The organism is Nocardia sp. NPDC058705 (assembly GCF_042749305.1).
Taxonomy (GTDB): Bacteria; Actinomycetota; Actinomycetes; order Mycobacteriales; family Mycobacteriaceae; genus Nocardia.
The window spans coordinates 97,705-123,477 of record NZ_JBHYRN010000002.1; the positions used below are offsets into that span (position 1 = coordinate 97,705).

The 25,773-nt window shown below is 67.3% G+C and carries 19 protein-coding genes; 4 read left to right on the forward strand and 15 right to left on the reverse strand.

The genetic code is table 11. The features are described from left to right. The first annotated feature begins 1 nt into the window (after position 1). The gene (gene kdpB, locus ACFW6D_RS03630; protein WP_379324396.1) at positions 2–2,137 is read left to right on the forward strand and encodes a potassium-transporting ATPase subunit KdpB; all 2,136 of its coding nucleotides are present in this window, start codon (positions 2–4) and stop codon (positions 2,135–2,137) included. Position 2,138: 1 nt separating this feature from the next. Further along, entirely contained in the window at positions 2,139–3,002 is an 864-nt protein-coding gene (locus tag ACFW6D_RS03635; protein ID WP_379324398.1) for a potassium-transporting ATPase subunit C, read from the forward strand. Between the two features lie 99 nt (positions 3,003–3,101). Here the strand turns inward: ACFW6D_RS03635 and ACFW6D_RS03640 are convergent, their stop codons facing one another. The 10 genes from ACFW6D_RS03640 to ACFW6D_RS03685 all read right to left on the reverse strand — a co-directional run bounded on the left by ACFW6D_RS03640 (position 3,102) and on the right by ACFW6D_RS03685 (position 13,492). Then, entirely contained in the window at positions 3,102–5,246 is a 2,145-nt protein-coding gene (locus tag ACFW6D_RS03640) for a glycogen debranching N-terminal domain-containing protein (protein ID WP_379324400.1), read from the reverse strand. After that, on the reverse strand, positions 5,243–6,412 hold the full coding sequence (locus tag ACFW6D_RS03645) for a glycosyltransferase family 4 protein (RefSeq protein ID WP_379325025.1): 1,170 nt from the start codon (positions 6,410–6,412) through the stop codon (positions 5,243–5,245). Before ACFW6D_RS03645 ends, ACFW6D_RS03640 begins: the two co-directional genes overlap by 4 nt. 417 nt (positions 6,413–6,829) lie before the next feature. Next, the gene (locus ACFW6D_RS03650; RefSeq protein ID WP_379324402.1) at positions 6,830–8,347 is read right to left on the reverse strand and encodes a substrate-binding domain-containing protein; all 1,518 of its coding nucleotides are present in this window, start codon (positions 8,345–8,347) and stop codon (positions 6,830–6,832) included. Between the two features lie 101 nt (positions 8,348–8,448). After that, positions 8,449–9,486: a PHP domain-containing protein gene (locus tag ACFW6D_RS03655; RefSeq protein ID WP_379324404.1), complete on the reverse strand. Its 1,038-nt coding sequence runs from the start codon at positions 9,484–9,486 to the stop codon at positions 8,449–8,451. A gap of 5 nt (positions 9,487–9,491) precedes the next feature. Next, positions 9,492–10,073, reverse strand: coding sequence for a dihydrofolate reductase family protein (locus tag ACFW6D_RS03660; protein WP_379324406.1), 582 nt, complete (start codon positions 10,071–10,073; stop codon positions 9,492–9,494). A 64-nt stretch (positions 10,074–10,137) separates the two neighbouring features. Next, a complete protein-coding gene (gene mutM, locus ACFW6D_RS03665) occupies positions 10,138–10,998 on the reverse strand; it encodes a bifunctional DNA-formamidopyrimidine glycosylase/DNA-(apurinic or apyrimidinic site) lyase (protein WP_379324408.1) in 861 nt (286 codons plus the stop codon). A 3-nt stretch (positions 10,999–11,001) separates the two neighbouring features. Beyond that, on the reverse strand, positions 11,002–11,736 hold the full coding sequence (gene rnc / locus ACFW6D_RS03670; RefSeq protein ID WP_379234694.1) for a ribonuclease III: 735 nt from the start codon (positions 11,734–11,736) through the stop codon (positions 11,002–11,004). Between the two features lie 24 nt (positions 11,737–11,760). Next, positions 11,761–11,943, reverse strand: coding sequence for a 50S ribosomal protein L32 (gene rpmF, locus ACFW6D_RS03675; protein WP_040708879.1), 183 nt, complete (start codon positions 11,941–11,943; stop codon positions 11,761–11,763). Positions 11,944–12,024: 81 nt separating this feature from the next. Continuing rightward, positions 12,025–12,630 carry a YceD family protein gene (locus ACFW6D_RS03680; RefSeq protein ID WP_379234696.1) on the reverse strand — a complete coding sequence of 202 codons (606 nt, stop codon included), beginning with the start codon at positions 12,628–12,630 and terminating at the stop codon, positions 12,025–12,027. A gap of 88 nt (positions 12,631–12,718) precedes the next feature. Next, entirely contained in the window at positions 12,719–13,492 is a 774-nt protein-coding gene (locus ACFW6D_RS03685; RefSeq protein ID WP_379324410.1) for a DivIVA domain-containing protein, read from the reverse strand. 253 nt (positions 13,493–13,745) lie between these two features. Between ACFW6D_RS03685 and ACFW6D_RS03690 the strand changes: the two genes are divergently transcribed. Then, entirely contained in the window at positions 13,746–14,291 is a 546-nt protein-coding gene (locus ACFW6D_RS03690) for a GtrA family protein (RefSeq protein ID WP_379324412.1), read from the forward strand. Here the strand turns inward: ACFW6D_RS03690 and coaD are convergent. The 3 genes from coaD to ACFW6D_RS03705 are packed head-to-tail and all read right to left on the reverse strand — an operon-like array spanning position 14,288 to position 18,735. Beyond that, complete coding sequence (gene coaD / locus ACFW6D_RS03695; protein WP_379324414.1) at positions 14,288–14,773, reverse strand: pantetheine-phosphate adenylyltransferase; 486 nt, start codon at positions 14,771–14,773, stop codon at positions 14,288–14,290. The genes ACFW6D_RS03690 and coaD overlap by 4 nt on opposite strands. Before the next feature lie 3 nt (positions 14,774–14,776). After that, complete coding sequence (gene rsmD, locus ACFW6D_RS03700) at positions 14,777–15,340, reverse strand: 16S rRNA (guanine(966)-N(2))-methyltransferase RsmD (protein ID WP_379324416.1); 564 nt, start codon at positions 15,338–15,340, stop codon at positions 14,777–14,779. Then, complete coding sequence (locus ACFW6D_RS03705) at positions 15,337–18,735, reverse strand: pyruvate carboxylase (protein WP_379324418.1); 3,399 nt, start codon at positions 18,733–18,735, stop codon at positions 15,337–15,339. The genes rsmD and ACFW6D_RS03705 overlap by 4 nt, the downstream gene beginning before the upstream one ends. A 536-nt stretch (positions 18,736–19,271) precedes the next feature. Here ACFW6D_RS03705 and ACFW6D_RS03710 point away from each other — a divergent pair. Then, positions 19,272–20,732 (forward strand): short-chain fatty acyl-CoA regulator family protein, encoded by a 1,461-nt coding sequence (locus tag ACFW6D_RS03710; protein ID WP_379324420.1) that lies wholly within the window; start codon positions 19,272–19,274, stop codon positions 20,730–20,732. 4 nt (positions 20,733–20,736) lie between these two features. Here ACFW6D_RS03710 and recG read toward each other — a convergent pair whose 3' ends face one another. Next, positions 20,737–22,992 carry an ATP-dependent DNA helicase RecG gene (recG, locus tag ACFW6D_RS03715; protein ID WP_379324422.1) on the reverse strand — a complete coding sequence of 752 codons (2,256 nt, stop codon included), beginning with the start codon at positions 22,990–22,992 and terminating at the stop codon, positions 20,737–20,739. Then, positions 22,993–25,446: a DAK2 domain-containing protein gene (locus ACFW6D_RS03720; RefSeq protein ID WP_379324424.1), complete on the reverse strand. Its 2,454-nt coding sequence runs from the start codon at positions 25,444–25,446 to the stop codon at positions 22,993–22,995. Positions 25,447–25,773 lie beyond the last annotated feature (327 nt).

Sequence of the window (25,773 nt, forward strand, 5' to 3'; positions counted from 1 at the left end):
CATGACCAGTTCCACACTCGATTCCACGCCGACACTGCGGACCAAAGGCGTCCACAAGGGCGTCCTCGACCCGAAGCTGCTGCTCACCTCGCTTCCCGACGCGGTACGCAAGCTCGACCCACGCACGCTGTGGAAGAACCCCGTCATGCTGATCGTCGAGATCGGCGCGGTGTGGGCCACCGTGCTGGCGATCGTCGACCCGAGTTTCTTCGCGTGGTCGATCGTCGTCTGGCTGTGGCTCACTGTCGTCTTCGCCAACCTGGCCGAAGCCGTCGCCGAAGGGCGCGGCAAAGCCCAGGCAGACACCTTGCGAAAAGCCAAGACCGACACCGTCGCTCGTCGTCTGATCGACTGGACCGCAGGCGGCCGCATCGTCGAAGAACGGGTCGCCGCGCCGGAACTGCGTCGAGGTGACTTCGTGATCGTGGCGGCCGGACAGGTCATCCCCGGTGACGGCGACGTCGTCGAAGGTATCGCGTCGGTGGACGAATCGGCCATCACCGGCGAATCGGCACCGGTGATCCGCGAATCCGGTGGCGACCGTTCGGCGGTCACCGGCGGCACCACCGTGCTCTCGGACCGGATCGTCGTGAAGATCACCCAGGAACCCGGCGCCAGCTTCATCGACAAGATGATCGCGCTGGTCGAGGGCGCGAGCAGGCAGAAGACACCCAACGAGATCGCCCTCAACATCCTGCTGGCGGCCCTCACGATCATCTTCGTGTTCGCCGTGGCGACCCTGCAACCACTGGCGATCTTCGCCAAGTCGAACAACCCTGGCGTGCCGGACACTTCGGCACTGGATGTGCACGGCATCACCGGGATCGTGATGGTGTCGCTGCTGGTCTGCCTCATCCCGACGACCATCGGCGCGCTGCTCTCGGCCATCGGCATCGCGGGCATGGACCGCCTCGTGCAACGCAATGTGCTGGCGATGTCCGGTCGTGCGGTGGAGGCCGCGGGCGATGTGAACACGCTGCTGCTCGACAAGACCGGAACCATCACCCTCGGCAACCGCCAAGCCGCCGAATTCTTCCCCGTGCCAGGGGTTCTCGACGACGAGCTGGCCGACGCCGCGCAACTGTCGAGTCTCGCCGACGAGACACCGGAGGGTCGCTCGATCGTCGTGTTCGCCAAGGAAGTGTTCAACAAGCGCGAACGCAGTGCGGGCGAACTACCCGGCGCCACCTGGGTGGAGTTCACCGCGCAGACCCGCATGTCGGGTGTCGACCTCGCGGACGGCCACCAATTGCGCAAGGGTGCGGCCGGTGCTGTCACCGAATGGGTTCGCGCCCAAGGTGGTTCGGTGCCAGCAGAAGCCGCGGCAATCGTCGACGGCATCTCCGCATCCGGAGGCACCCCGCTCATGGTCGGTGAGGTCCGCGACGGAACACCGCGCCTGCTCGGCGTCATCCATCTCAAAGATGTTGTGAAGCAAGGCATGCGGGAACGCTTCGACGAAATGCGACGCATGGGCATCCGCACCGTGATGATCACCGGCGACAATCCGCTGACCGCCAAGGCCATCGCCGAGGAAGCCGGCGTGGACGACTTCCTCGCCGAAGCCACCCCAGAGGACAAACTCGCCCTGATCAAGTCCGAACAGGACGGCGGGCGCCTGGTCGCGATGACCGGCGACGGCACCAACGACGCCCCCGCGCTGGCCCAGGCCGACGTCGGCGTCGCGATGAACACCGGCACCTCAGCCGCCAAGGAGGCGGGCAATATGGTCGATCTGGATTCGGATCCGACCAAGCTGATCGAGATCGTGGAGATCGGCAAGCAGTTGCTGATCACCCGTGGCGCGCTCACCACGTTCTCCATCGCCAACGACATCGCCAAGTACTTCGCGATCATTCCCGCGCTGTTCGTGGCCCTGTTCCCCGGCCTGGACGCACTGAACATCATGCGCCTTGCCAGCCCGCAGTCGGCGATCCTGTCGGCGGTCATCTTCAACGCGATCATCATCGTGGCGCTCATCCCGCTCGCCCTGCGCGGCGTGAAGTATCGGGCGAGCAATGCCTCGAAACTGTTGAGCCGCAACCTGACCGTCTACGGCCTCGGCGGCATCATCGCACCGTTCGTCGGCATCAAACTCATCGACCTGCTCGTCCAACTGCTCCCCGGGATGGCCTGATATGCGCACGTCCACCTGGATCCGCCAGCACCTGGCCGCCTTGCGCGCCCTGCTCGTGCTGACCGTGATCACCGGAATCGTCTACCCCGTCGCCGTTTTCGCGGTCGCCCAACTCCCCGGCCTCCGGGAGAACGCGAACGGCTCGCTCATAGAGCGGGACGGAAAGCTGTTGGGCTCCAGCTTGATCGGGCAATCGTTCACCTCTGCCGACGGCCGTGCAATGGCACGGTACTTCCAGAGCCGCCCGTCGGTCGCCGGGTACGACCCGCTGTCCACGGGCGCGAGCAATCTCGGACCGGAAGACATCATCGACACCGCCGCCCGCACCAGCCTGCTCACCACCGTGTGCACCCGCTCGAAGGAGGTCGGCGACCGTGAGGGGGTCGACGGTTCTCGACAGTTCTGCACGAAAGACGGTGTGGGCGCGGTGCTCTCGGTCATCGGTCCGCGCGATGCCAATGGTGATGTGTCGCGGCCGGTGCGGGTGGTCAGCGTCAACGAACTCTGCCCCACGCAACCTTTTGTGACCACGTTCCGCGGTGTCGCGGTGGAGTGCGCGAAGGCGGGCGAGGACTACTCCGTCGGCCGGTTCATCCCGCTCCTCGGTGACGCACCGGCCGAGGCCGCCGTTCCCACCGATGCGGTCACCGCGAGCGGCAGCGGCCTCGACCCGCACATCTCCCCCGAGTACGCGACCATCCAGATCGAACGGGTGGCGAAGGCGCGCGGCATCACCGCCGCCGAGGTGCGCGAACTGGTCGCCGCGCACACCGACGGACGCACCCTCGGATTCCTCGGTGAGCCACGGGTGAACGTCGTCGAACTCAACCTCGACTTGGACGCCCGCTACCCGCTCAGGAGCTGAGACAGCAATCGGGGCCGGAACCACCATGGTTCCGGCCCCGATCGCGTGTTCCTCGCGAGTGACCAGTACAAGAAACGAGTCAGCCCCCGGGCTGGTGCACTATTCCTCGTCTGTGACCAGAGCCCAGCCTTCGGGCAGGCCGGTCACCGTGACCGCCGACCCGCACACTTCGAGGTCCACCGTCACCCCTTCACCCAACCGGAACTCCGACATCCGCACGCACCCCCACGCCGGCGGCACCTGCGGCCGCAACGTCAACGTCTTGGCAGGCACATCGGGATCGAGCCCCAGGAACGACCGAACCAGCAACAACGGCGCCGCACTCGCCCACGCCTGCGGCGAACACGACGTCGGATAAGGCACGGGCGCAGCGAATCTCGACCGCGGGAAACCGCAGAACAACTCGGGCAACCGGCCGTCGAAAGCCGCCGCCGCATCGAGCAATCCACCCGACAGCTTGGTCGCCAACTCCACCGCACCCGGCACGTGCTGATACCGCATCAGCCCGGCGACCGCGATCGCCGTGTCGTGCGGCCAGATCGACCCGCTGTGATAACTCATCGGGTTGTAGGCACCCATGTCCGAAGCGAGTGTCCGCAGCCCGAAGCCCGAATCCATCTCTGCCCGAGACAGATTCCGGATCAGGATCTCGGCGTGCTCGTCGGTCGCGATGCCCGACCACAGGCAGTGTGCCGCGTTGCTGGTGAGCGCGTCGACCTGCCGCTTGCGGCCGTCGAGGGCCACCGCGTACCACCCGTAATGGGGTAGCCAGAACTGCTCGGCGAACTTGGTGCGCAGCTCGTCGGCCCGCTCCCGCATCCGCACCGCCAGCTCGGGGTCGTCGAACTGATCGGCCAGTTCCGCGCGGGCCAGGAACGCCGCGTACACATACCCCTGCACCTCGGCCAGCGCGATCGGCGCTTCGGCGATATGCCCTGCGGCATCGTTGATCCCGTCGAAGCTGTCCTTCCAGCCCTGGTTGATCAGTCCGCGATCGGTGGCGCGCACGTACTCGACGAAACCGTCGTCGTCGCGGTCACCGAAGTCGGTGATCCAGCTGATCGCGGCATCGGCCGCGGGCAGCAGAGTGGCGATCGAGGCCGGATCGGCGCCCCACCGTAGACATTCCGCGAGCAGCATCACGAAAAGCGGTGTGGCGTCGACGGTTCCGTAGTAGATCTGTCCACCGAGCACCTGCCCCACCGAGGGCCCGCGCCGCATCTCGTGCATGATCCGGCCCGGCTCTTCTTCGACGAGCGGGTCGATCGTCTGGCCCTGCAATTCGGCCAGCTGCTGCAAAGTGCCCAGCGCCAGATCGGTTTCCAGCGGCAGCGACATCCATGCCGTGAGCAGCGAGTCGCGACCGAACAGCGTCATGAACCACGGCGCACCGGCCGCGACGAACGGCCGGTTGGTGCCCGAATCGGTGTGGATCTGCAACGCGCCCAGATCGCTTTCGCTGCGGCGCAGGATCTGGTTGAGCAGCCCCGAATCGGCCGAGATATCGGTGGCGGTCGCCCGCCAGGCCTGGATCTTGCGCACCGGCTCGCTGGCCCGGTAACGCTCGCCCACCGAACCGGAGGTTTGCGGGCGTTGCGCGGCACCCGCCGGTTGGGCGGTGATCTCGGTCTGCCAGCGCCCGCCCGCGGGGACGATCGCCCGCCAGATCATGGTGCCGGGCAACACCATCGGCTCGACAGTCGAGGTGAGCGCGAGCCCACGGGACAGATCGGCGCGGTCGTGCAGCAGCAGCTCACCGTCGGCGGTCGTCATCTCCGCCCTGCGCCCGTGCGTGCGGCCTTCCTTCACCGCGAACAGATCGACGAAATCGGCGTCGACGTGCAGTTCCAGGACCACCGCCGTCGCCTCGCGGCTCATGTTCTCGAGGGTGATCACCTCGTGCATCCCCTCGGCGACGAGCCGATCCCGCACCACAAGCAGGGTGCTGTCGGCCCGACCCTGCTGCGGGGGCCTGCGCAGCACGAACCGTGCCGCGAAGGCCTCCGGGCTCAGCACCGACAGCGCCTCGGGCCGTTTGCCGTCGATCATCAGCTCCCAGCGCGAAATCACCCTGGCGTCACGGAAGAACAGGCCCTGCGGCTTGCCCGGCTCGATATCGCCGAGCCGGTCGGACAGGCAGAACGTGCCGCCTTCGACAAGGGTGATGTTGCCGCCACCGCCACCGAGCCCCGCGGGTTCCCCCGCGTTGAGAGGGCTCGGCGCCGAGGCGCTGTCGGTGCTCATGCGCGCCCGTTGGCTGCCGCCCCGATGGGCATCGACATCGCGTAGGCGGCGTCGTACCCGATCGTGGTGCGCGCGAGCAGTTCCCGGTACACCTGTTCGTAGCCGCGGCCGAGGGTGTCGGCGCCGAAGTTGTCGACCACGTGTTTCCGGCAGGCCGCCGGATCGTAGGTCTGCACTTCGGCGATGGCGGCGGGCAGTTCGGCCGGATCGTCGCAGATCCGCCCCGTGACACCGTCGACCACCACTTCGCTCACCGCACCGCCACGCAACGCGACCACCGGCGTTCCGCAGATCATCGCCTCGATCATCACCATGCCGAACGGCTCCTCCCATCGAATGGGGAACAGCAGACACTTAGCTCCGGAGAGCAGTTTACGCTTGGCGGCCGCGTCGGCGAGACCGAACATCTGATCCTGGTCGGTCATCCGTGGCCGCACGAACTCCTCGAAATAGGCCTTCTCCGGCGGCTCACTGCACTTGCCCGCCAGGATCAGCGGCATGCCCGCGGCATGGGCGGCGTCGAGCGCCAGGTGCGGACCCTTGTCGTCGCTGAAACGGCCGAGGAACAGTGCGTAGTCCTGCTTCTCGGTCTGGAACGGCCACTGCTCGGGACGCAGGGCGTTGTGGACCCGGCCCGCCCACTGCAGGTCGGGCGCGAGCGCGCGCTGCCGGTCGCTGATCGCGACGAGCGAGCATTCCTCGCCCAGTTCCTTGTAGTAGCGGTAGCAGTCGTCCTGCACCGGACCGTGCACGGTGACCACCGTCGGCAACCCGAGATTGGCGTAGGCGGGCGCGTTCAGCGGACCCGCGAACGTGTGGTCGTGGACCAGGTCGATGCCTTCGGTATCGGCCAGCCGCTCGATGGCGCGGCGCACCCGCAGCGCGTGCACGACTTCGGGGAACGGGTCGCCCAGCCGTTCGGGCTGGATCCGGTCCCAGAGTGGGACGAAATTCGCCGCGGTGCCGTCGATACCGGCACCGAACAGGGTGACGTGATGGCCACGCTCACACAGTGAGTCGACCAGATCGGCGACTACGGCCTCGACGCCGCCGTAGGCCTTGGGTGGAACATCGAAATACGGTGGAACGACCATGGCGATCCGCAGCGGACCACCGTGGGGGTCGATCGAATAGAGATCGGACGCGGACAAACCGGTCGGCGACATTGCCGACGTGTCTGTACTCATGACCTTCCTTCCAGGGACGCAACCTCGCAACACTTGCGCGAACAAGAGGTGGCCGCCTCGGCGGAGGTGGAGACGAGAGCTTCACCGCCGTCCATGGGGCATGGTTGGCCTGGCCAGACACGATGCGCACCCGTCTCGGGTGCCCGTCTGATCAGAGGGGCCGTCAAGGAACGTACCCCGCTACCGCAGAGTAAACCAGCGTGTTGCTGGAAATGTTCGGTATCGATTCCCTACCGGGGCAGGAGATTACGCCGTCAGCGGCGCTCTACACCGTATAGATTTCAAGATCACCGGGTCATGGCGGTGAATATTGCGAAGACCGACGATGGCCAGCCTGGCCTTACCGCACGTTTGCCGTGCGCGAAACGGGGAATCCAGCGAATCGCCCGCGATCTGCTACGGGATGCACTCCCTCGGCGTCGCCAGTTCTACACACGCGGCGGCGCCGAACTCCTCGACGACCAGTTTGCCGCGCCCGTGGATGAGGTACTCGATGAAGTTCCCGGCCAGCGACTCCGCCGGAATCCTGCCATCGGGGTAGTCGGTGAGTGCGTATTCGACCGACCAGAACGGATAGGTGTGCGCGAGCATGTTCTCCTTGGTGGCGGCGACGCCACCCAACATGATCGCCTTGACACCATCGGTCACCGCCGCGGTCTCCACATAACCGATGGCACCTGGGATCTCGGCGACGGCGTCGAGCATGGCGGTGGTCGTGTCGGCGCGGCAATGCCTGCGCTCGGGCGGCCTGCCGAGGCACGAGGTGGTGGCGTCCGACTCGCGGGTCGTGATGCCGAGCCGCCAGTTGATCGCGTTCATAGTTCCCGACCCGGGTTGGCGGTCGACCAGCGTCACCGGAAGGTCGGGACCGCCGACCTGCTGCCAGTTCTTCACCCGCCCCGCGTACAAGTCCTGAACCTGTTGCACTGTCAGGTTTTCCAGGTTCAGGTCACGATGCAGGATGACCGAATAGACGGCTGCTGCGATCGCACGTTCGGACAGCGTTCGATAGCTGTCGAGCTTGGGACCTTCACCGATCGAGACCATGTTCCGGGCGGGCGCGGACTCGACCATCTTGTCGTGGCCCTGGGTGGTTCCGTGGAAGTCGAAGGAGAACTTCGCATCGGTACACCGCGCCCCGTAGGTTTCCGCGGCGCGCTTGATCATCGGCGCCATGGCGGTGGAACCGACCAGCGTGAGTTCGCCGCCGGCACAGTCGCTCGGCGGCGGGTCCGGCTGCAGGGCGATAACACCCTGCACCGCGATCAGCGCCACGAGGAATCCCGACAGCGCCATCAGCTTCTTCGACGGGCCGCCATGGCTGGTGGTCGGAACGACTTTGCCCCGCTTGACGCCTCCGACCAGAATCGGTTCCTTGGGCTCTCCGTCGCCGTGCACGCGCTTCAGCACCGCGAGAATCTTGTAATGCTGGCGCCGCTCGAGTTGCACCTTCGGTAGGTCGATCACGCCCGCGAAGCGCTCACCCTCGCCCTTGGTCCGTTTACCGATGCCCGATCCGGGGCCGAGGTTGTCGGCGGGTGGTCCGTCCAGCTCGGTCACCGCCAGGCCGATGACCTCACGGCCGGGAAACTCGACGTGCAATCCGACGAGGGGATCGGCGCCGCGCATGGTGTAGTCGTCGGTGTCGACGGCGAGCGTGCCGCTGTTCTCGATGCGGATCAGCACCACCGACAGCTTCGACAGGTCCAAAGTTTCCCCGCCGACTTCCGGGGTGCTCAGATTGTTCAAAGCGCCGACAAGCGAAGTGGTTTCGGTCTCGCCGGTCACCGGCGTGTCCATCTGGAAGCGGTACCCCAGCCGCCGCCGCCCGACCAGGACGAACTCACGCACGAACGCCGCCGAGGCGACCACGAGGCCGATCGCCGACAGAATCAGCTCCAAAGGAATATCCATCGGTCCCCCACTCAAACCGCATGATCATTTGACCAGCGAGTTGATATGTACCAGGCGGAATTCGGCCTACCGGAGACCGAAATCAATTGTTGGGCAAGACTTCACCCTGCGGATTCCTGACACCATGCCAAAAGCTCGTCGACCGGCCACGTGTCGATCACCTTTTCAGCGGTGACGCCGTGCGCCAGTGCCCGCTCGCATCCGTAACCCTGCCAGGCCAACTGGCCCGGGGCGTGCGCGTCGGTGTCGATCGAGAAGAAGCAGTCCATCTCGACGGCGAGTTCGATCAACCGTCCGGGTGGGTCGCGGCGTTCGGGGCGGCTGTTGATCTCGACGGCGGTGCCGTAGCGGCGGCAGGCCTCGAAGACGAGTTCGGCGTCGAAGGAGGATTCGGGGCGGGTGCCGCGAGACCCTTCGACGAGGCGCCCGGTGCAGTGGCCGAGGATGTCGACGTGGGGGTTGGCGACGGCGTAGACCATGCGTTTGGTCATGGTTTCGCTGTCGTCGCGCAGGTGCCAATGCACGCTGGCGACAACGACATCCAGGCGTTCGAGGAGCTCGGCCTGCTGGTCGAGGGTGCCGTCGTCGAGGATGTCGACCTCGATGCCGGTGAGGATGCGGAACGGCGCCATCTGCTCGTTGAGTTCGGCGATCACGTCGAGTTGGCGCAGCAGCCGATCAGCGGACAGTCCGTTGGCGACTTTCAGGCGCGGGGAATGGTCTGTCAGAGCGCAGTATTCGTGCCCCAGTGCCGCCGCCACGCCCATCATCTCGGCGATCGGACTTCCACCGTCGGACCAGTCCGAGTGGGTGTGTAGATCGCCACGCAGCAGGCCGCGCAACTCGTCACCGGCGGGCGCGATCGGTTTCGCCTCCTTGCGGAGCTCTGCCAGATAGTCGGGAACCTCACCGGCAGAGGCCTGTTCGATGATGGCTGCCGTCTTGGGCCCGATCCCTGCAAGCTCACGCCAACTGTGTTCGCTTGCGCGAGTGGCGAATTCGTCCGAGGAGAGACCTGCTACGACATCGGCGGCGCGGCGGTAGGCCTTCACCCGGTGCGTTTCCGCGCGGCTGCGTTCGAGCCAGAACCCGACCTCGCGAAGCGCCGCCACCGGACCCGGACTCGCCGCCGATGCCATCGCGGCTACTTGATCCGGCCGTATTTGATGAACGCGACGCCGTCGGCGTAGACCCGGCTGGTGATCACCCGGAACCGTTCGGGCGCAGGGAGTTTCGCCCCGCCACCGAACAGTGGCCGACCGGTGCCGAGCACCACCGGGTGCAGTTTCAGGAAGACCTGGTCGATCTCGGGCAGCAGTGCCTGCGCCAGTTCACCACCACCGCACAGCCAGATCCCCAGTCCGTCTTCGCGTTTGAGCTTCTGCACCGCGGCGGTCGGGTCCTCGGTGATCAGTTCCACCCCCGGTGCGGGCGACTCGGGCAGCGTCGTGGACACCACGTACTGACGCAGGTGCTCGTACGGGCTGGCGGTGCCGGTGCGAACGCCGAAGTCGTGAGTCTTGCGGCCCATGATCACGGTGTCGAAGTAGATGTTGCCCGCCGCGATCCCGCGCGCCTCGCGCACCTTGGTGGGCAGGGTTTCCGGGTACTGCGAAATGATCGCGGGCCCGTGATCCCCGCCTACCGGGAAGAAGTCCAGTGTCCCGTCCTCGGCGGCGATGAAGCCGTCGATCGTCGATGCCACGAAATAGGTCAGCTTGCGCATAGCGTCCTCCCTGCACGGACCCGGTCTGTCACGACCTGTCAGGGGAAACGTTATCGTGCCCGGTTCAGCGGCGGCGCGGCTTCCGTTGACACTTCGGACAGGAAAACGACGATCTGTTCATGAATTGCTCTCGAACCAGCAGCGTCGCGCACCGATCGCAGGGCTCGTCTTCACGCCCGTAGGCGGCCAGTGACCGGGAGAAATAGCCGGATTCGCCGTTCACATTCACGTACAGGGCGTCGAAGGACGTACCGCCGACTGCCAGCGCCTCGGTCATGACTGCGGTGACTCCGTCGAGCAGGGTGCGCAGGACCGGGCGGGTGAGTTCGGCGGCGATGCGGGTGCCGTGCAGGCCGGCCCGCCACAGTGCTTCGTCGGCGTAGATGTTGCCGATGCCCGAGATCACCGTCTGGTCCAGGAGTACGCGTTTGATCTCGGTGTTCTTGGCGCGGATGGCCGCGACCACGGCTTCGCGGTCGAAGAGTGGGTCGAGCGGGTCGCGCGCGATGTGGGCCACGGAGTCGGGCACCACGGTGCCGTTCACCTCGACGAGGTCCGCCAGTGCCCAGCCGCCGAAGGTGCGCTGGTCGACGAAGCGCAGTTCGGCACCGTCACCGAGAACCGCCCGGATGTGCGCGTGTTTCTCGACGGGCGCGTCGGCGGGTTGTACGAGCATCTGACCGCTCATGCCCAGATGCACGACCAGCGCGGTGTCGGGCTCGTCGAAGGTGAGCCAGAGATATTTCCCGCGCCGCTGCGCCGAATCGATCCGCAGACCGGTGAGCCGTGCCGCCAGATCAGCACCACCCGCGACGTGCCTGCGCACAGCTCGCGGGTGGGTGACGGTGACAGCATCGATGGCCCGGCCGACCGCATGATCGGCGAGACCGCGCCGAACAACCTCTACCTCGGGCAGTTCGGGCACGGATCAGGCTTTGTCAGAAGAAGATTCGTCGGTAAGAGCCTTGTAGGCCGTACCGGCTGCCTTCTGCTCGGCTTCCTTCTTGGAGCGCCCGACACCCGAGCCGTAGGGATGACCGGCGATCACCGTGGTGGCGGTGAACTCCTTGTTGTGGTCGGGCCCGGTGGAGGTGATCTCGTAGGCGGGCACGCCGAGACCGCGCTCGGCGGTGAGCTCCTGCAGGCTGGTCTTCCAGTCGAGGCCCGCGCCCATGCGGGGACCACGCTCGAGAAGGTCGGCGAACAGGCGAAGCACCACCTCGCGCGCGGTTTCGATGCCGTGCTCGAGGTGCACCGCACCGAGTAGCGACTCCATGCCGTCGGCGAGGATGCTCGGCTTGTCACGGCCGCCGGTGAGCTCTTCGCCCTTACCGAGCAGCAGGTACTGGCCGAGTCCGCCGTCGCCGAGACCACGCGCCACCTCGGCGAGCGCGTGCATGTTCACCACGCTGGCGCGCAGTTTCGCGAGCTCACCCTCGGACTTCTCCGGGTGCTCGGTATACAGGCGCTCGGTGATGCTGAGGCCGAGTACCGAGTCGCCGAGGAACTCGAGGCGCTCGTTGGTCGGCAGACCGCCGTTCTCGTACGCGTACGACCGGTGCGTCAGCGCGAGGCGCAGAAGCTCCGGTCGTACGTCGACACCGAGGGCGGTGAGCAGGCTGGCTTCATCGGCCGCGCCCACATTGTCTTTACTGGCTGTCACGTTGCTAGGAATGATCTACAACGATCAGACTGCAGAGGTGACCTGGCGGCCCTTGTAGGTACCGCAGGACGGGCACGCGATGTGCGGGAGGGTCTTCTCACCACACGCGCGGTTCGGGCAGGTGACCAGGGTCGGCGCGGTGGCCTTCCACTGGCTGCGCCGCGACCGGGTGTTGGAACGCGACATCCGACGCTTGGGAACAGCCACGGCTACTTCTCCTCTTGGTTTTCGCTGACTACAACCGGCATCAGATGCCGCGGCAGCGGTTTGGTCTTGGTGGTGGAACCCTCAGGCGGGGTCGCCGGTACCGGGCTCTTCAGTCGCGAAATTCGCCAACTTCGCCCAGCGAGGGTCCAGTATCTCATGCCCATGATCAGGACCCGCAATCGCCATCCGCACACCGCACTCGGGGCACAGGCCCGCGCAGTCCGGGGAGCACAGCGGCTGCAGCGGAAGCTCCAGCCCGATGGCGTCGAGGATCACCGGTTCGAGATCGACGAGGTCGTCTTCCATGCGGTAGACCTCGGCGTCCTCGGTCGTCTTTTCGGTGTTGCTGTCCGGGTAGGCGAACAGCTCCGTCAGACGAATCTCCACCTGATCGTCGAACGGTTCGAGGCAGCGCGAGCACTCCCCGACCGTCGGCCCGGACGCCGTGCCGGTGATCAGCACACCCTCCGAGACGGCCTGCAGTTGCAGGTCGAGTTCCACCTCGGCGTCGGCCGGGATGGCGATCAGGTCGAGACCCAGCCGCTCGTGGTCGGTGACAGTGCGACGCAACTCCCGCATGGTCCCCGGCCGACGGCCGAGATTGCGGACGTCCAGCACAAAACCGGCCTCCGACACAGGACCATTGGTCTTGCGTGGACGCGCGGGCGAACCGGAACCGGCGGACATCACTGATCTCACTTACCGTTGAGGGGACAATGGGCAACCACTCCACAGTACGGCAGGACCCCGCCGGAATTCAAAACGCCCGGATCGGTCAGCGGCGGTGGTCGGCGGCGTATTCGGGGTATTCGGCGCCCGGCGCGCCGCGCATCTGCTGGCGGCCGCGGGTGATCGAGCGCCGGGTGGTGTTGAGCGTCTCCTCCATCGCGGCGAGCCGGTTGCCGAAATCGGCCATCTGCTCGTCGACGTAGTCGTCGCATTCGGTGCGTACCCGGTCGGACTCGGCCTGGGCTTCGTCGATCAGGCGGGCGGATTCGGCGTGCGCCACCCGCACCACCTCGGTCTGGGCGACCAGGCGGGCCTGTTCGGCCTTGCCGTCGGCGACCGAGCGCTCGTAGGAGGCCTTGCCCGACTCGATGGCCCGGTCGGCGTCGATCTGGGCACGAGCGGTGAGCTCGTCGTATTCGGCGTTGCCGTCGGCGATCACCTGGTCGGCCTCGGCCTGGGCGGCGGTGACGAGGCGGTCGGCGTGCGCGGTGGCCTCGGCGACCATCCGGTCGGCGTGGTCCTTGGCGTCGGCGAGGATGCGATCGGCCTCGGCGCGCGCGGAGTCGATGGTGGTGCGCGCCTGCTCGTTGGCGGCGGTGACCGTGGTCTCGGCGCCGGTGCGGGCGTCACCGACGATCTTGTCGCGGTGATCGAGGACGTCCTGGGCGTCGTCGAGTTCACCGGGTAGTGCGTCGCGGACGTCGTCGAGGAGCTCGAGGACATCGCCGCGCGGCACTATGCAGCTGCGGGTCGGCGGAATGCCGCGCGCCTCTTCGACGATGGCGACCAGTTCGTCGAGTGCTTCGAATACGCGATACATGCTCACTACCCTCCTGCTTCGATCCCGGCGAAACCACTACCGCCGACGCCCAGTGTGCCCTTCTGGGGCGCGTGTGCCGAATGTCGTCGCGGTGTGTCGCGACAGTGTCCAAGATCGCACAGATATCAAGTGGAGTGCGGCCCTCCACTTCGGCTACCATCGGTAAGCACGACAACGCCGTCCGCCGGGAAGCACCGCACCGCTTTTGCTGTTGCACCTCTCGACGTCTGTTCATTTGGGATCGGAGTCGAACATGACCCTCCTGGAAACCCCTAGGAGTCCGGTGTCGCACGTCGCGGGCATGTTCACTCCCTGGACCGGTCCGTTCCCCGTGGTGACGCCGAGTGAAGTCGCACCCGCGCTGCGCCCGCAGTTCGAGGGCGCGCTCACCTACCTGCGCGGCGACCGCGCCCTTCCCCAGCTCTTCCGCTTCGCCCTCGTCGGCGGGTCGAGCAATATCGCCTATGTGCTGCTGTTCTTCGCGGTACACAGCGTCGGCCCGCTGATCGCCAATGTGGCCGGGTCGGTGGTCAGCACGGTCATCGCCAACGAATTCCACCGCCAGCTCACCTTCCACGCCACCGACCGGGTCACCTGGTTCACCGCGCAGTGGGAGGGCGGCGGGATCGCGCTGATCGGGCTCGCGATCACGACCGCGTGCCTGGCCGGGCTGGATTTCTGGGCGCCCGGCTTGGGTGACATCACGCAGGCGCTGACCGTCCTCGCGATCACAGCGGCAGTCGGCGGCATGCGCTTCCTGGCTCTGCGCGGCTTGTTCCGCCTGCCCGCGACTTCCTAAGCCTTGCGTTCGGCCAGTCGGTCGAGGAGGCGCTTGTGGACGGCGGGCGGGAGCATGTCGCTCACGTCGCCACCGAGGGCCGCTACTTCCTTGACCAATGAACTGGACAGGAAGCTCAGGGACGGGTTGGTAGCGATGAAGAAGGTGTCGACGCCGGCCAGTTTGTGGTTCATCTGGGCCATCTGCAGTTCGTAGCCGAAGTCGCCCGCGTCGCGCAGACCCTTCACGATCGCACTCACGCCTTCCTGCTTGGCGAAGTCGACCGTGAGGCCCTGCCAAGAGGCGACGCGCACGTTCGGTAGGTGTGAGACCGCTTCGCGCAGGAGTTCCATGCGCTCTTCGACGGTGAACATGCCCTGCTTCTTGGGGTTCACGTTCACCGTGATGATCACCTCGTCGAACTGCGCGGCGGCGCGGACGAACACGTCGAGGTGACCGTTGGTGACCGGGTCGAAGGAGCCGGGGCACAGTGCTGCAGCCATAGGTCAGACGCTAGCACCGAACTCGGCCAATTCGACCCTGGTCTCCCCGTACTTGCGGATCTTCAACGCCACATAGCCTGCGGGCCAGGCGATTTCGGGTGAGCGACTCGATCGTTCCACCACTACCAGCGCTTCCGGGGCGAGCCAGCCGTTGGTCGCCAGGGCGGTGAGGTCGGCGATGACGTCCTCGGTGCTCACGTCGTAGGGCGGATCCGAGAACACCACGTCATAGGCCTTCGGCGCGGTCTGCTTCAGCACGGAGGAGACGCTGCCGAGGCGCAGTTCCGCGCCGGGCAGACCGAGTTCGGCGATATTGGCGCGCACCACATCGGCCGCCTTGCGGTCGGATTCGACGAGCAGTGCATGCTGAGCCCCGCGCGAGAGCGCTTCCAAGCCTAGCGCACCCGATCCCGCGTACAGGTCCAGGACCAGCGTCCCGTCCAGATCCAGCCGGGAGTCGATCGCGCTGAAGAGCGCTTCACGCACCCGATCCGAGGTGGGCCGGGTGCCTGCGGGCGGCACCTTCAAGCGCCGCCCGCCTGCCACACCCGCGACGATCCGTGTCATTCCGACTCGCGGGCGACCAGTTCCACCAGCAGGTCGCCGCCCTCGACCTGGGCCACCTTGGTGGTCGCGATCCGGCCCACCACGCCACCGCGCGGCGCGGTGATGGCCGCTTCCATCTTCATCGCCTCGATGGTGCCGACGGTGTCACCGGCGTGGATCTCGTCGCCCTCGGACACCGCAAGGGTGACCACACCGGCGAACGGCGCCGCGATGTGGCCCGCGTTGTTCTTGTCAGCTTTCTCGGCCGCGGGCACCTCGGAGGCGACGGACCGATCGCGCACCGCGACCGGGCGCAGCTGCCCGTTCATGATGCACATGACCGTGCGCATGCCCTTCTCGTCGGGCTCGGAGATCGCCTCGAGGCCGATGAGCAGGGTGACGCCCTTCTCGAGCTGCACGCGGTGTTCCTCGCCGCGGCGCAGGCCGTAGAAGAACTGGTTCTCCGACAGTCCGGTGGTGTCGCCGTACTTCTCCCGGTGGGCGTTGAACTCGGCGGTCGGGCCGGGGAACAGCAGCCGGTTGAGCGTTTCGCGGCGTTCGGCGGACGAGCCGTCGAGCAACTTCTGATCGGCCGGGCTGAGCGGGGTCTCCGGCTTGGGTTCGTTGCGCCCTGCCAGTGCCTTGCTGCGGAACGGCTCGGGCCAGCCACCCGCGGGGGTGCCGAGTTCGCCGCGCAGGAAGCCGATCACCGAGTCGGGGATGTCGTAGCGGCCGGGGTCGGCGGCGAAGTCCTCGATATCGACGCCGGTGCCGACCAGGGCGAGGGCGAGGTCACCGACGACCTTCGACGAAGGGGTCACCTTGATCAGGCGACCCAGCAGCCGGTCAGCGGCCGCGTACTTGGCCTCGACTTCCTCGAACCGGTCGCCCAGACCCAGCGCGATCGCCTGCTGACGGAGGTTCGACAGCTGACCACCGGGGATCTCGTGGGTGTACACGCGCCCGGTCGGCGCGGGCAGGCCCGATTCGAACGGCGCGTAGACCTTGCGCAGCGCCTCCCAGTACGGCTCGAGATCGCACACGTTCTGCAGGTTCAGACCGGTGTCGCGGTCGGTGTGCGCGGTGGCCGCCACGATCGCCGACAGCGCGGGCTGGCTCGTGGTGCCCGCCATCGCCGCGGACGCACCGTCGACCGCGTCGGCACCGGCCTGCCAGGCCGCCAGGTAGGTGGCGAGCTGTCCGCCGGGGGTGTCGTGGGTGTGCACGTGCACCGGCAGATCGAAGTTACTGCGAAGGGCCGTAACGAGTTTCGCGGCGGCGGGGGCACGCAGCAGACCGGCCATGTCCTTGATCGCGAGCACGTGGGCGCCCGCGTCGACGATCTGTTCGGCCAGCTTCAGGTAGTAGTCGAGGGTGTAGAGCTGTTCGTTCGGGTCGAGGAGGTCGCCGGTGTAGCTGAGCGCGACTTCGGCTATAGCGGTACCGGTTTCGCGGACCGCGTCGATCGCCGGGCGCATCTGGTCGACATTGTTGAGCGCGTCGAAGATGCGGAAGATATCGATGCCGGTGGTGGCGGCCTCGGAAACGAAAGCGCGCGTTACCTGTTCGGGGTAGGGCGTGTAGCCGACGGTGTTGCGGCCGCGCAGCAGCATCTGCAGGCAGATGTTCGGCACGGCTTCACGCAAGGCCGCCAGGCGTTCCCACGGGTCCTCGTGCAGGAAGCGCAGTGCCACATCGTAAGTCGCGCCGCCCCATGCCTCGATCGAGAGCAGTTCGGGAGTCAGTCGCGCGACGTGGCCCGCGACACCGAGCAGGCCGTTGGTGCGCACGCGGGTCGCCAGCAGTGACTGGTGCGCGTCACGGAACGTGGTGTCGGTGACGCCGAGCGCCTTCTGCTCGCGCAGGGCTTTCGCGAAACCGTCCGGTCCGAGGGTGAGCAGGCGCTGGCGCGACCCGTCCGGCGGCGGCAGCGTCAGATCGACAGCGGGCAGCTTGTCGTAGGGGTACACCGTGGTCGGACGGTCACCGTTGGGCTTGTTGACGGTGACGTCGGCCAGATAGGTCAGGATCTTGGTGCCACGGTCGGCCGAAGCCCGCGAGGTCAGCAGCTCGGGGCGCTCGTCGATGAACGAGGTGGTCACCCGGCCCGCCTGGAAGTCGGGGTCGTCGAGCACCGACAGCAGGAACGGGATGTTCGTCGTCACGCCACGGATGCGGAATTCGGCCAGCGCGCGGCGGGCGCGGGCGGCGGCCGCGGGCAGGTCGCGACCACGGCAGGTGAGCTTGACCAGCATCGAGTCGAAGTAGGCGCCGATCTCCGCGCCCAGGTTCGCGCCGCCGTCGAGGCGGATGCCCGCGCCGCCGGGGGTGCGGTAGGCGGTGATGCGGCCGGTGTCGGGGCGGAACCCGTTGGCCGGGTCCTCGGTGGTGATGCGGCACTGCAGCGCGGCGCCGCGAATCTGCACTGTCTCCTGGCTCAGACCCAGGTCGGCGAGGGATTCACCCGCCGCGATGCGCAACTGCGATTGCACCAGGTCGACGTCGGTGATCTCCTCGGTGACCGTGTGCTCCACCTGGATTCGCGGGTTCATCTCGATGAACACGTGATTGCCACGCTCGTCGAGGAGGAACTCCACGGTGCCCGCGTTGATGTAGCCGATCTGGCGGGCGAAGGCCACCGCGTCGGCACAGATGCGCTCGCGCAGTTCCTGCGAGAGGTTCGGAGCGGGCGCGAGCTCGATCACCTTCTGGTGGCGGCGCTGCAGCGAACAGTCCCGCTCGAACAGGTGCATCACATTGCCGTGTTGATCGGCCAGGATCTGCACTTCGATGTGGCGCGGGTTCACCACCGCCTGTTCGAGGAAGACCGTCGGATCGCCGAACGCCGACTCCGCTTCGCGTGAGGCCGCTTCGATCGACTCACGCAACTGCTCGGGCGCGGCGACCCGGCGCATGCCGCGACCACCACCACCGGCGACGGCCTTGACGAAGATCGGGTATTCGAGTTCGGCCGAGGCGGCGAGCAGTTCGTCGAGATCGGCCGAGGGCGCGCTGGACTTCAGCGTCGGCAGCCCGGCCGCCTTCGCCGCGGCGATGGCGGTGGCCTTGTTGCCCGCCATCTCGAGGATCTCGGCGGTGGGGCCGATGAAGGTGATGCCCTCGGCGGCACAGGCCGCAGCGAGGTCGGGGTTCTCCGACAGGAAGCCGTAGCCGGGGTAGATCGCGTCGGCGCCCGCACTCTTGGCGGCCTCGATGATCGCCTCGATCGACAGGTACGCCCGAACCGGATGGCCCTCTTCGCCGATCTGGTAGGACTCGGCCGCCTTGAGGCGATGCACAGAGTTGCGATCCTCGTACGGGAACACCGCGACCGTTCCGATGCCGAGTTCGTAGGCCGCGCGGAAGGCACGGATAGCGATCTCACCACGATTTGCGACCAAGACTTTCGAGAACATTGGCCTACGGTACCCGGCCACGAACCGGCGCCGGACAGGCAAGGTGGGTTCGCCGCATTCTTCACATCGCACACCCGCCCACCTGCGAAGTTGCGTTCATCAGGCCGTCACATCTCACCGCGGGGAGCGGCCCGCGGTGCGCTTGGACCACCTCGGCGCCACCGCAGGTCACGCCCGGTGTTCGCAACGGCTGGCCGACTCACCCCTCACCGAGAGCCGCACCTCGGGTGTCGACGCCGTCGCCGTCGAGCTGACTGCGGCCCGCGCCGCCACGGTCTCGCTTCGGCGATCGGGCGAACTCCCGACTGCGATCTCTACCGAAACAGCAGTAACAGGCGTATTTTCGTGAACGGACCCAACGATCGGTGACGCCCCGGTGTGCACGACACACCGGGGAATCGGCACGCCGTACAGCGCACTCTTCGCACGTTACGCATGAGTAGCATCGCGTAAAATCCCTTGCAGCACTGGACATTTCCCCGGGCATTCGCCACATTCAGCAAATATTGCGAACAGGTCGCGTTAGGATCTTCGTCGTGCGGAAGATGTACGCGGGGGCCAGGCTACGAAGGCTGCGCGAAGAACGGCGGATGACCCAGGCAGCGCTAGCGAAGTCGCTCGACCTCTCGCCCAGCTATCTCAATCAGCTGGAGCGTGATCAGCGTCCACTCACCATTCCTGTTCTGCTGAAACTCAACTCGACCTTCGACCTCGACGTGCAGTTCTTCGCCGCCGATTCCGATGCGAGGCTGGTCTCGGACCTGCACGAGGTACTGGTGGAAGCCGCGGGCGGCGGCGATACCGCACCGATCACCGAGGTCGAGGAACTGGCGACGCGACTACCCGAGGTGGCGCGCATCGTCATCGCGATGCACCGGCGGCTACGCGCGGCGACCGATCAGCTCGACCTGCTGTCCTCGCGCGTCGACACACCGACCGGCGCGCCGGGCACACCGATGCCGTACGAGGATGTGCGCGACTTCTTCTACGACCACCGCAACCACATCGCGACCCTCGACCACGCGGCCGAGCAGTTGTTCGAGGAATCCGGATTGAGTATCGGCTCGCTGGATCGTCAGCTCGCCCGGATCGCCGAGGAACGCGCAGGCGTGACCGTGCTCGTCCGTGGCGACGGCGCGGACCCGACGATCCCGAAACGCCACTACGACCCCGACACCCGAACCCTCACCCTCGCAAGGCGGCTGCGACCGGGTCAGCGGGCCTTCCAGATCGCGACGACCCTCGGGCTGCTGCTCTACGGACGCGAGATCGACAACGTCCTCGCCGAATCCCGCGCGCTTACCGGCGAATCCCGCACGTTGGCCCGGGTGGGATTGGCCAACTATTTCGCGGGCGCGCTGATCCTGCCGTACGGGCGGTTCCTGCGGTCGGCCGAAGAACTGCGCTACGACGTCGACCTGCTCGCGCTGCGTTTCGAGGTCGGGTTCGAGACCATCTGCCATCGGTTGGCGACCCTGCAACGGCAGGGGCAGCGCGGTGTGCCGTTCTTCCTCGTCCGCACCGACCGGGCCGGAAACATCTCGAAACGCCAGTCGGCCACCGCTTTTCACTTTTCCCGTGTCGGCGGCAGCTGCCCCCTGTGGGTGACCCACGAAGCCTTCGCCCAACCGGGACGCATCCTCACCCAGATCTCGGAGATGCCCGACGGGCGCCGCTACCTGTGGATCGCGCGCACCACCCCGCCCGCACCGCTCGGACACGGGAGCGCGTCGAAGAACTTCGTCATCGCGCTCGGCTGCGATATCGAATACGCCGACCGGCTGGTGTATTCGCAGGGCCTGCAGGTGGAGGACCCGCAGGTCGCGGTGCCGATCGGGCCCGGCTGCAAGGTGTGCGAGCGGCCCTCGTGCCCGCAGCGCGCGTTTCCGCAGATCGGGCGACCACTGTCCGTGGCCGAACACACCAGCACCGACCTGCCGTACCCGCGGCTGCCGCACCCCGCCGCGACGACTGTTTCCCGAGCGGTGCCGACGTAGCTTGTCAGGACTTGGCGAGATACTCGATGCGTTCGCCGTCGACGGCGGCGTGCATCATGCCCGCCAAACCCGGGTGCTTCACCAGACCCGGGTCCTCGGCGACGACCTGCCTGGCGAGTTCCTGTGCGGCGGTGATCACTTCGAGGTCGTCGAGCAGCGAGAGCAGGCGCAGCGACCTGGCGGTGCCGGACTGGGCCGAGCCGAGGACGTCACCTTCGCGACGCTGACGCAGGTCGAGCACCGAGAGTTCGAAGCCGTCGGTGGTCGCGGCGACCGCCTCCAGGCGCGCCATCGCGGTCCCGCCGGGCGCGGCATCGGTGACCAGCAGGCACAGGCCGGGATGCTTGCCGCGGCCGATCCGGCCACGGAGCTGGTGCAGCTGGCTCACGCCGAAGCGGTCGGCGTCGACGATCACCATGATCGTCGCGTTCGGCACGTCGACACCGACCTCGACGACGGTGGTGCAGACCAGGACATCGATCGCGCCGTCGTTGAATTGGCGCATCACCTGGTCTTTTTCGTCGGACGGGAGTCTTCCGTGCAGCAGGCCGACGCGGACCCCGGCCAGCGGACCCGCACTCAGCGTCTCGTACATCTCGACGGCGGCCGCGGTAGTGGGGGGCTCCTTCTCCTTCTTACCCTTGGCCGGTGGTGCGTCGGGATCCTCGCCGATGCGCGAGCACACCACATAGGCCTGTCTGCCCTGGCCGACTTCTTCGACGATCCGCTCCCAGGCGCGATCCACCCAGCCCGGATGCAGTTTGCGCGGAACGACTTTCGACACGATCGGTGAGCGGCCCTTGGGAAGCTGGGTGAGCGTGGAGGTTTCGAGGTCACCGAGGGTGGTCATCGCGATGGTGCGCGGGATCGGGGTCGCGGTCATCACCAGCAGGTGCGGACTGATGCCGTCTTTCGCCTTGGCGCGCAGGGCATCTCGCTGTTCGACACCGAAGCGGTGTTGTTCATCGACCACGACCAGGCCGAGGTCGTAGAACGAGACGGCGTCCTGGATGAGGGCGTGCGTGCCGATGACGATGCCCGCCTCGCCGGTCATCGCGTCCAGCAGGGCGGCCTTCTTCGCGGCCGTCGACATCGAGCCGGTGAGCAGCACGACCTTCGTCGAGTTCTCGGCCGCCCCGAGTTCGCCCGCATTGCCGAGGTCACCGAGCATGGCGCGTAGCGAGCGATAGTGTTGCGCGGCAAGGACTTCGGTCGGCGCTAGCAGCGCGCACTGGCGGCCCGAGTCCACCACTTGGAGCATGGCGTTCAGTGCCACGATCGTCTTACCGGAACCGACCTCCCCCTGAAGCAGGCGGTGCATCGGTCGGGTACGCGAAAGATCCTGCGAGATTTCCTCCAGGACCTGCTGCTGACCCTCGGTGAGCTCGAACGGCAAGCGCTCGTCGAAAGCGGCGGCGATGCCGTCGGTCGAGGGCGGGCATGCGGGGGCGGTGCGACCCTCGACCTCGTGGCGGCGTTCGGCCAGCACCAGCTGCAGGGCGAGCGCTTCGTCGAAACGCAGTCTGTCCCTGGCTTTTTCGATGTCGAGTTTGTGTTCGGGCAGGTGGATCAGGCGCAGTGCGTCCGAGACCGGGAGGAGTTGGCGTTCCTCACGCAGGTCGGCGGGCAGGGGATCCTCGATGGGGTCGAGCTGGTCGAGCACCTGGCGGATGCAGGCCAGGAGGTCCCAGCTCTGCACCTTCGCGGTCGCCGGATACACGGGCACGAATTCGCGCTCGAAGAACGAGGCATCCACTCCCCCAGCACCTTTCGCGCTCTGCGCCAGACCACGCAGGGCACCGCTGCCACGCACCGAGGTGAGCTCCTCCACGCCGGCTTCCGCCTTGTCGGGCAGGATCAGGTAGTCGGGGTGTGAGAGATTCCAGCGATCGGGACGCCACCAGTGCACGGTGCCCGACATCATCGCTCGCACACCCTCTTTCACCAGATAGCGCACCTTGTCGCCGTTGAAGAAGGTGACCTCCATCGGACGTTGCGCGCCGGTGTCGAGCTGCACCTTCAGCAGCGAGCCGCGGCGGTTCTTCATCGGGCGCAGTTCGGTTTTCGTGACGCGCCCGATCACGGTGATGTGCGCGCCCTCCTCAGGCTCCTCCTCGGTGAGGGGCTGGCCCTGGGTGGCGTAGCGCGCCGGATAGTGGCGCAGCAGGTCCTCGACGGTGGTCATATCGAACGCCTCGGTCAGCCGGTCGGCCGCCTTCACACCGAGCACGTGGTCGAGCCGGTCACTCAACGTCGCCATCTACTCGACCCCTATCTGCACCAGATCAGCTTGCTGTCCACCGGAATACACGACCACCTCGACGCCGGGGAAACCGGCCGTCACATGCTCGGCGAGCACCTGCGCCAACTCGGGGCCGCTGTCGGCGCCCATCAGCAAGGTCACCAATTCCCCACCGAGACCGAGCATTCGGTCCAGCAGGATGCGCCCCGCGCCCACCACATCGGGGTCGATCACCACCACATCGTGGCCGACCAGGCCCAATCCGTCACCGGGCGAACACATTCCGACCATCGTCAAGGCCCGCACGCGCGCCGCCCGCAACGCCCCCCACCGCGTGGTCGCCGCCGCCTCCGACATCGCGAACGCGTCGTCGACCGCGATCCGCCCCCGGTCGTGCACCGCCAATGCCGCGAGACCCTGCACCATCGACGCACTCGGCAGCAACAGCACATCACGCGAACCGTCACGCGCGGCCACACCGACCGCGACGAGTTCCTGCGCGGGCAACGCACCGTTGGGCAGGACCAGCACTTCCCGATTCGGCATCGCGCGGATCGCCCGCAGCAGGGTGCTCGTATCGACCTGCCGATCGCCCCGCAACACCGTTGCCCCAGCATCTTCGAACAGGCGCATGGCGGCGGTGCCCGCGGCCACCGCCAGGACGCCACGATCGGCGAGGGCATCGCGCTCGGACGGGGCGGCGAGGACTGCGCGGTGACCCCGGCCGTCGCGCATGCCGTCGGTTGCCGACACACCATCTCGACACGCCGGTCGATCACTGGCGCCGCTGACGTGCGGCTCGCGTCGATGACCGGCACCGCCCGCGTGCGGTGCGGTGTTCTCGCGACCATCGGTGTCCTGTGTGGTGAACCCGTCGACGCGGAGCTCGTGGTGGCCGCCGAGCGGCGCAGTCACCGCGAAACTCTCGATTCGGATACCGGTCACGGTCCCGACCGCGAGCCCCGCCTCGATCGCTGCCCCCGCGTCACGGCAGTGCACATGAGCCGACCAGGTGCCGTCACCGTCACCGACCACCACCACCGAGTCGCCGAGAACGGCCAGCCGATCCCGCAGCCCACCGGCGGCCGACTCATCAGTGCCGGAGATCACGTACATGACCTCGAAATGTGGATCAGCCGTTCGATCGCGGTCGTCAGGATTCCGTCCGCCCCGGTCGGCCTCGTCAGGGTAGCGGCGGCCGCTGGTCGCCAGGTCGTGATGGATGTGATCGAGCCTGCTACCGGATGAGCCGGGCTGCGCGTGAACATCTTGCCCCGATCCGGCGTCGACCAGGGTCTCCATCGCACGGATGGCCGCGGCATCGGCGGTGTCTGGCCGCGATACGTCGTCGACCGGGCCTTCGGGCGGGTGGACGGTCGCCCCGTCCGGTGTAACCGCCCATGATGGACGTGATTCGTCGTCAGCTCGACCGCCCGCGGCATGTGCGTCGGTGGTAGGCCCGCCGCCTCGGGTGTTCTCGTCGCCGGGGTGGCGGTGTGGGCCGTGGTCCGCGCGTTCGCCCCTGGTGTACCTGACTCGCTCCGGCGGTTCACCGCAGACTTCCGCCACGAGGCAATCGAGCAGCACCAGCAGTCCCCGCGCCCCCGCGTCGACCACGCCAGCCGCGCGCAGCACACCCAGCTGGGTCGGTGTCTCGCTCAGGGCACGCGCGGCACCGTCGGCGGCGGATCGGGCGACGGTCACGAGGGACTGGTCGGCGGATTCGGCGGCCGCCACCGCGGCACGGTCGAGAACCGTCAGGATCGTGCCTTCGACCGGCGCGCTCAGCCCGGTTCGCACGAGCACCGCCGACCGCCGCAGCGCCTCCCGCAACCGCTCCCCGGTCAACGGGCCGGTCACCACAGCTTCGGCAACCCCGCGCAGCACCTGCGACAGAATGATCCCCGAGTTCCCGCGCGCACCAGCCGTCGCGCCACGCGCCAGGGCTTGGGCGATGAGGTGCGGCGACGGCTCGTCGGCGACGGCCAGGTCGGCATCCTCGGTTGCTGCACGGTGATCATCGACACAGGGTTCGTCGGCGCGGTGGGCGTCAGCACCGTCGGCCTCGGCACGGTCGAAGTCGGCACGGTCGAACTCGGCACCGTCGGCCTCGGCACGGTCGGACTCGGCACGATCAGCGTCAGCGTCGGCGAGGACTCCCCGCCTTGTTATGGCGGGGATGGTGACGGCTCGGCCATCCCCAGGCGATGTGAAGGCTCGGGCATCCGTCACCACCTGGTCTCCCGACGCGACAGCTCCCGAGGATCGGGCGTCCGTCACCGCACGCTCGGCAGTCGCCACGGCAGCGCGCATGGTGGCGAGGAGGTTGGTGCCGGTGTCGGAGTCGGCGATGGGGAAGACGTTGAGCGCGTCGATCTCGGCGCGGCGCAGTTCCAGGTCGGTGCGGCAATTGCGGGCCCAGACCAGCAGGTCGGGGCCGTCGAGGGACTCCCGCACGTGCGCCACCGCCACCTCGCTCCCCTGTTCTGCGTGCTCGCGCGCCGAGCACGCCCGCCAGATTAGCGGCAGCGACCGACAGCACCCCAATGCGCAACCGCCCCGGCCTGCGACAACCGCAGGAGATGCTGTGGGCCTGCGAGCAAGGTCCAAGGCTGCGCACCCCGGCGATGACGTGGGGCCGCGGGCGAGGTCCCGGCCTGCGCACGACCGCCGTACGGGCCCGGGTATGCTGTCCTCGGACGGGCCCTCATCCGGGCTGTGTTCGGCGATTCGACCGGGGTACCCGGTTTGGAACTTCGAGGCCCGGCCCGCTAGTCTTGCAGGGTTGCCTCGTGCGGC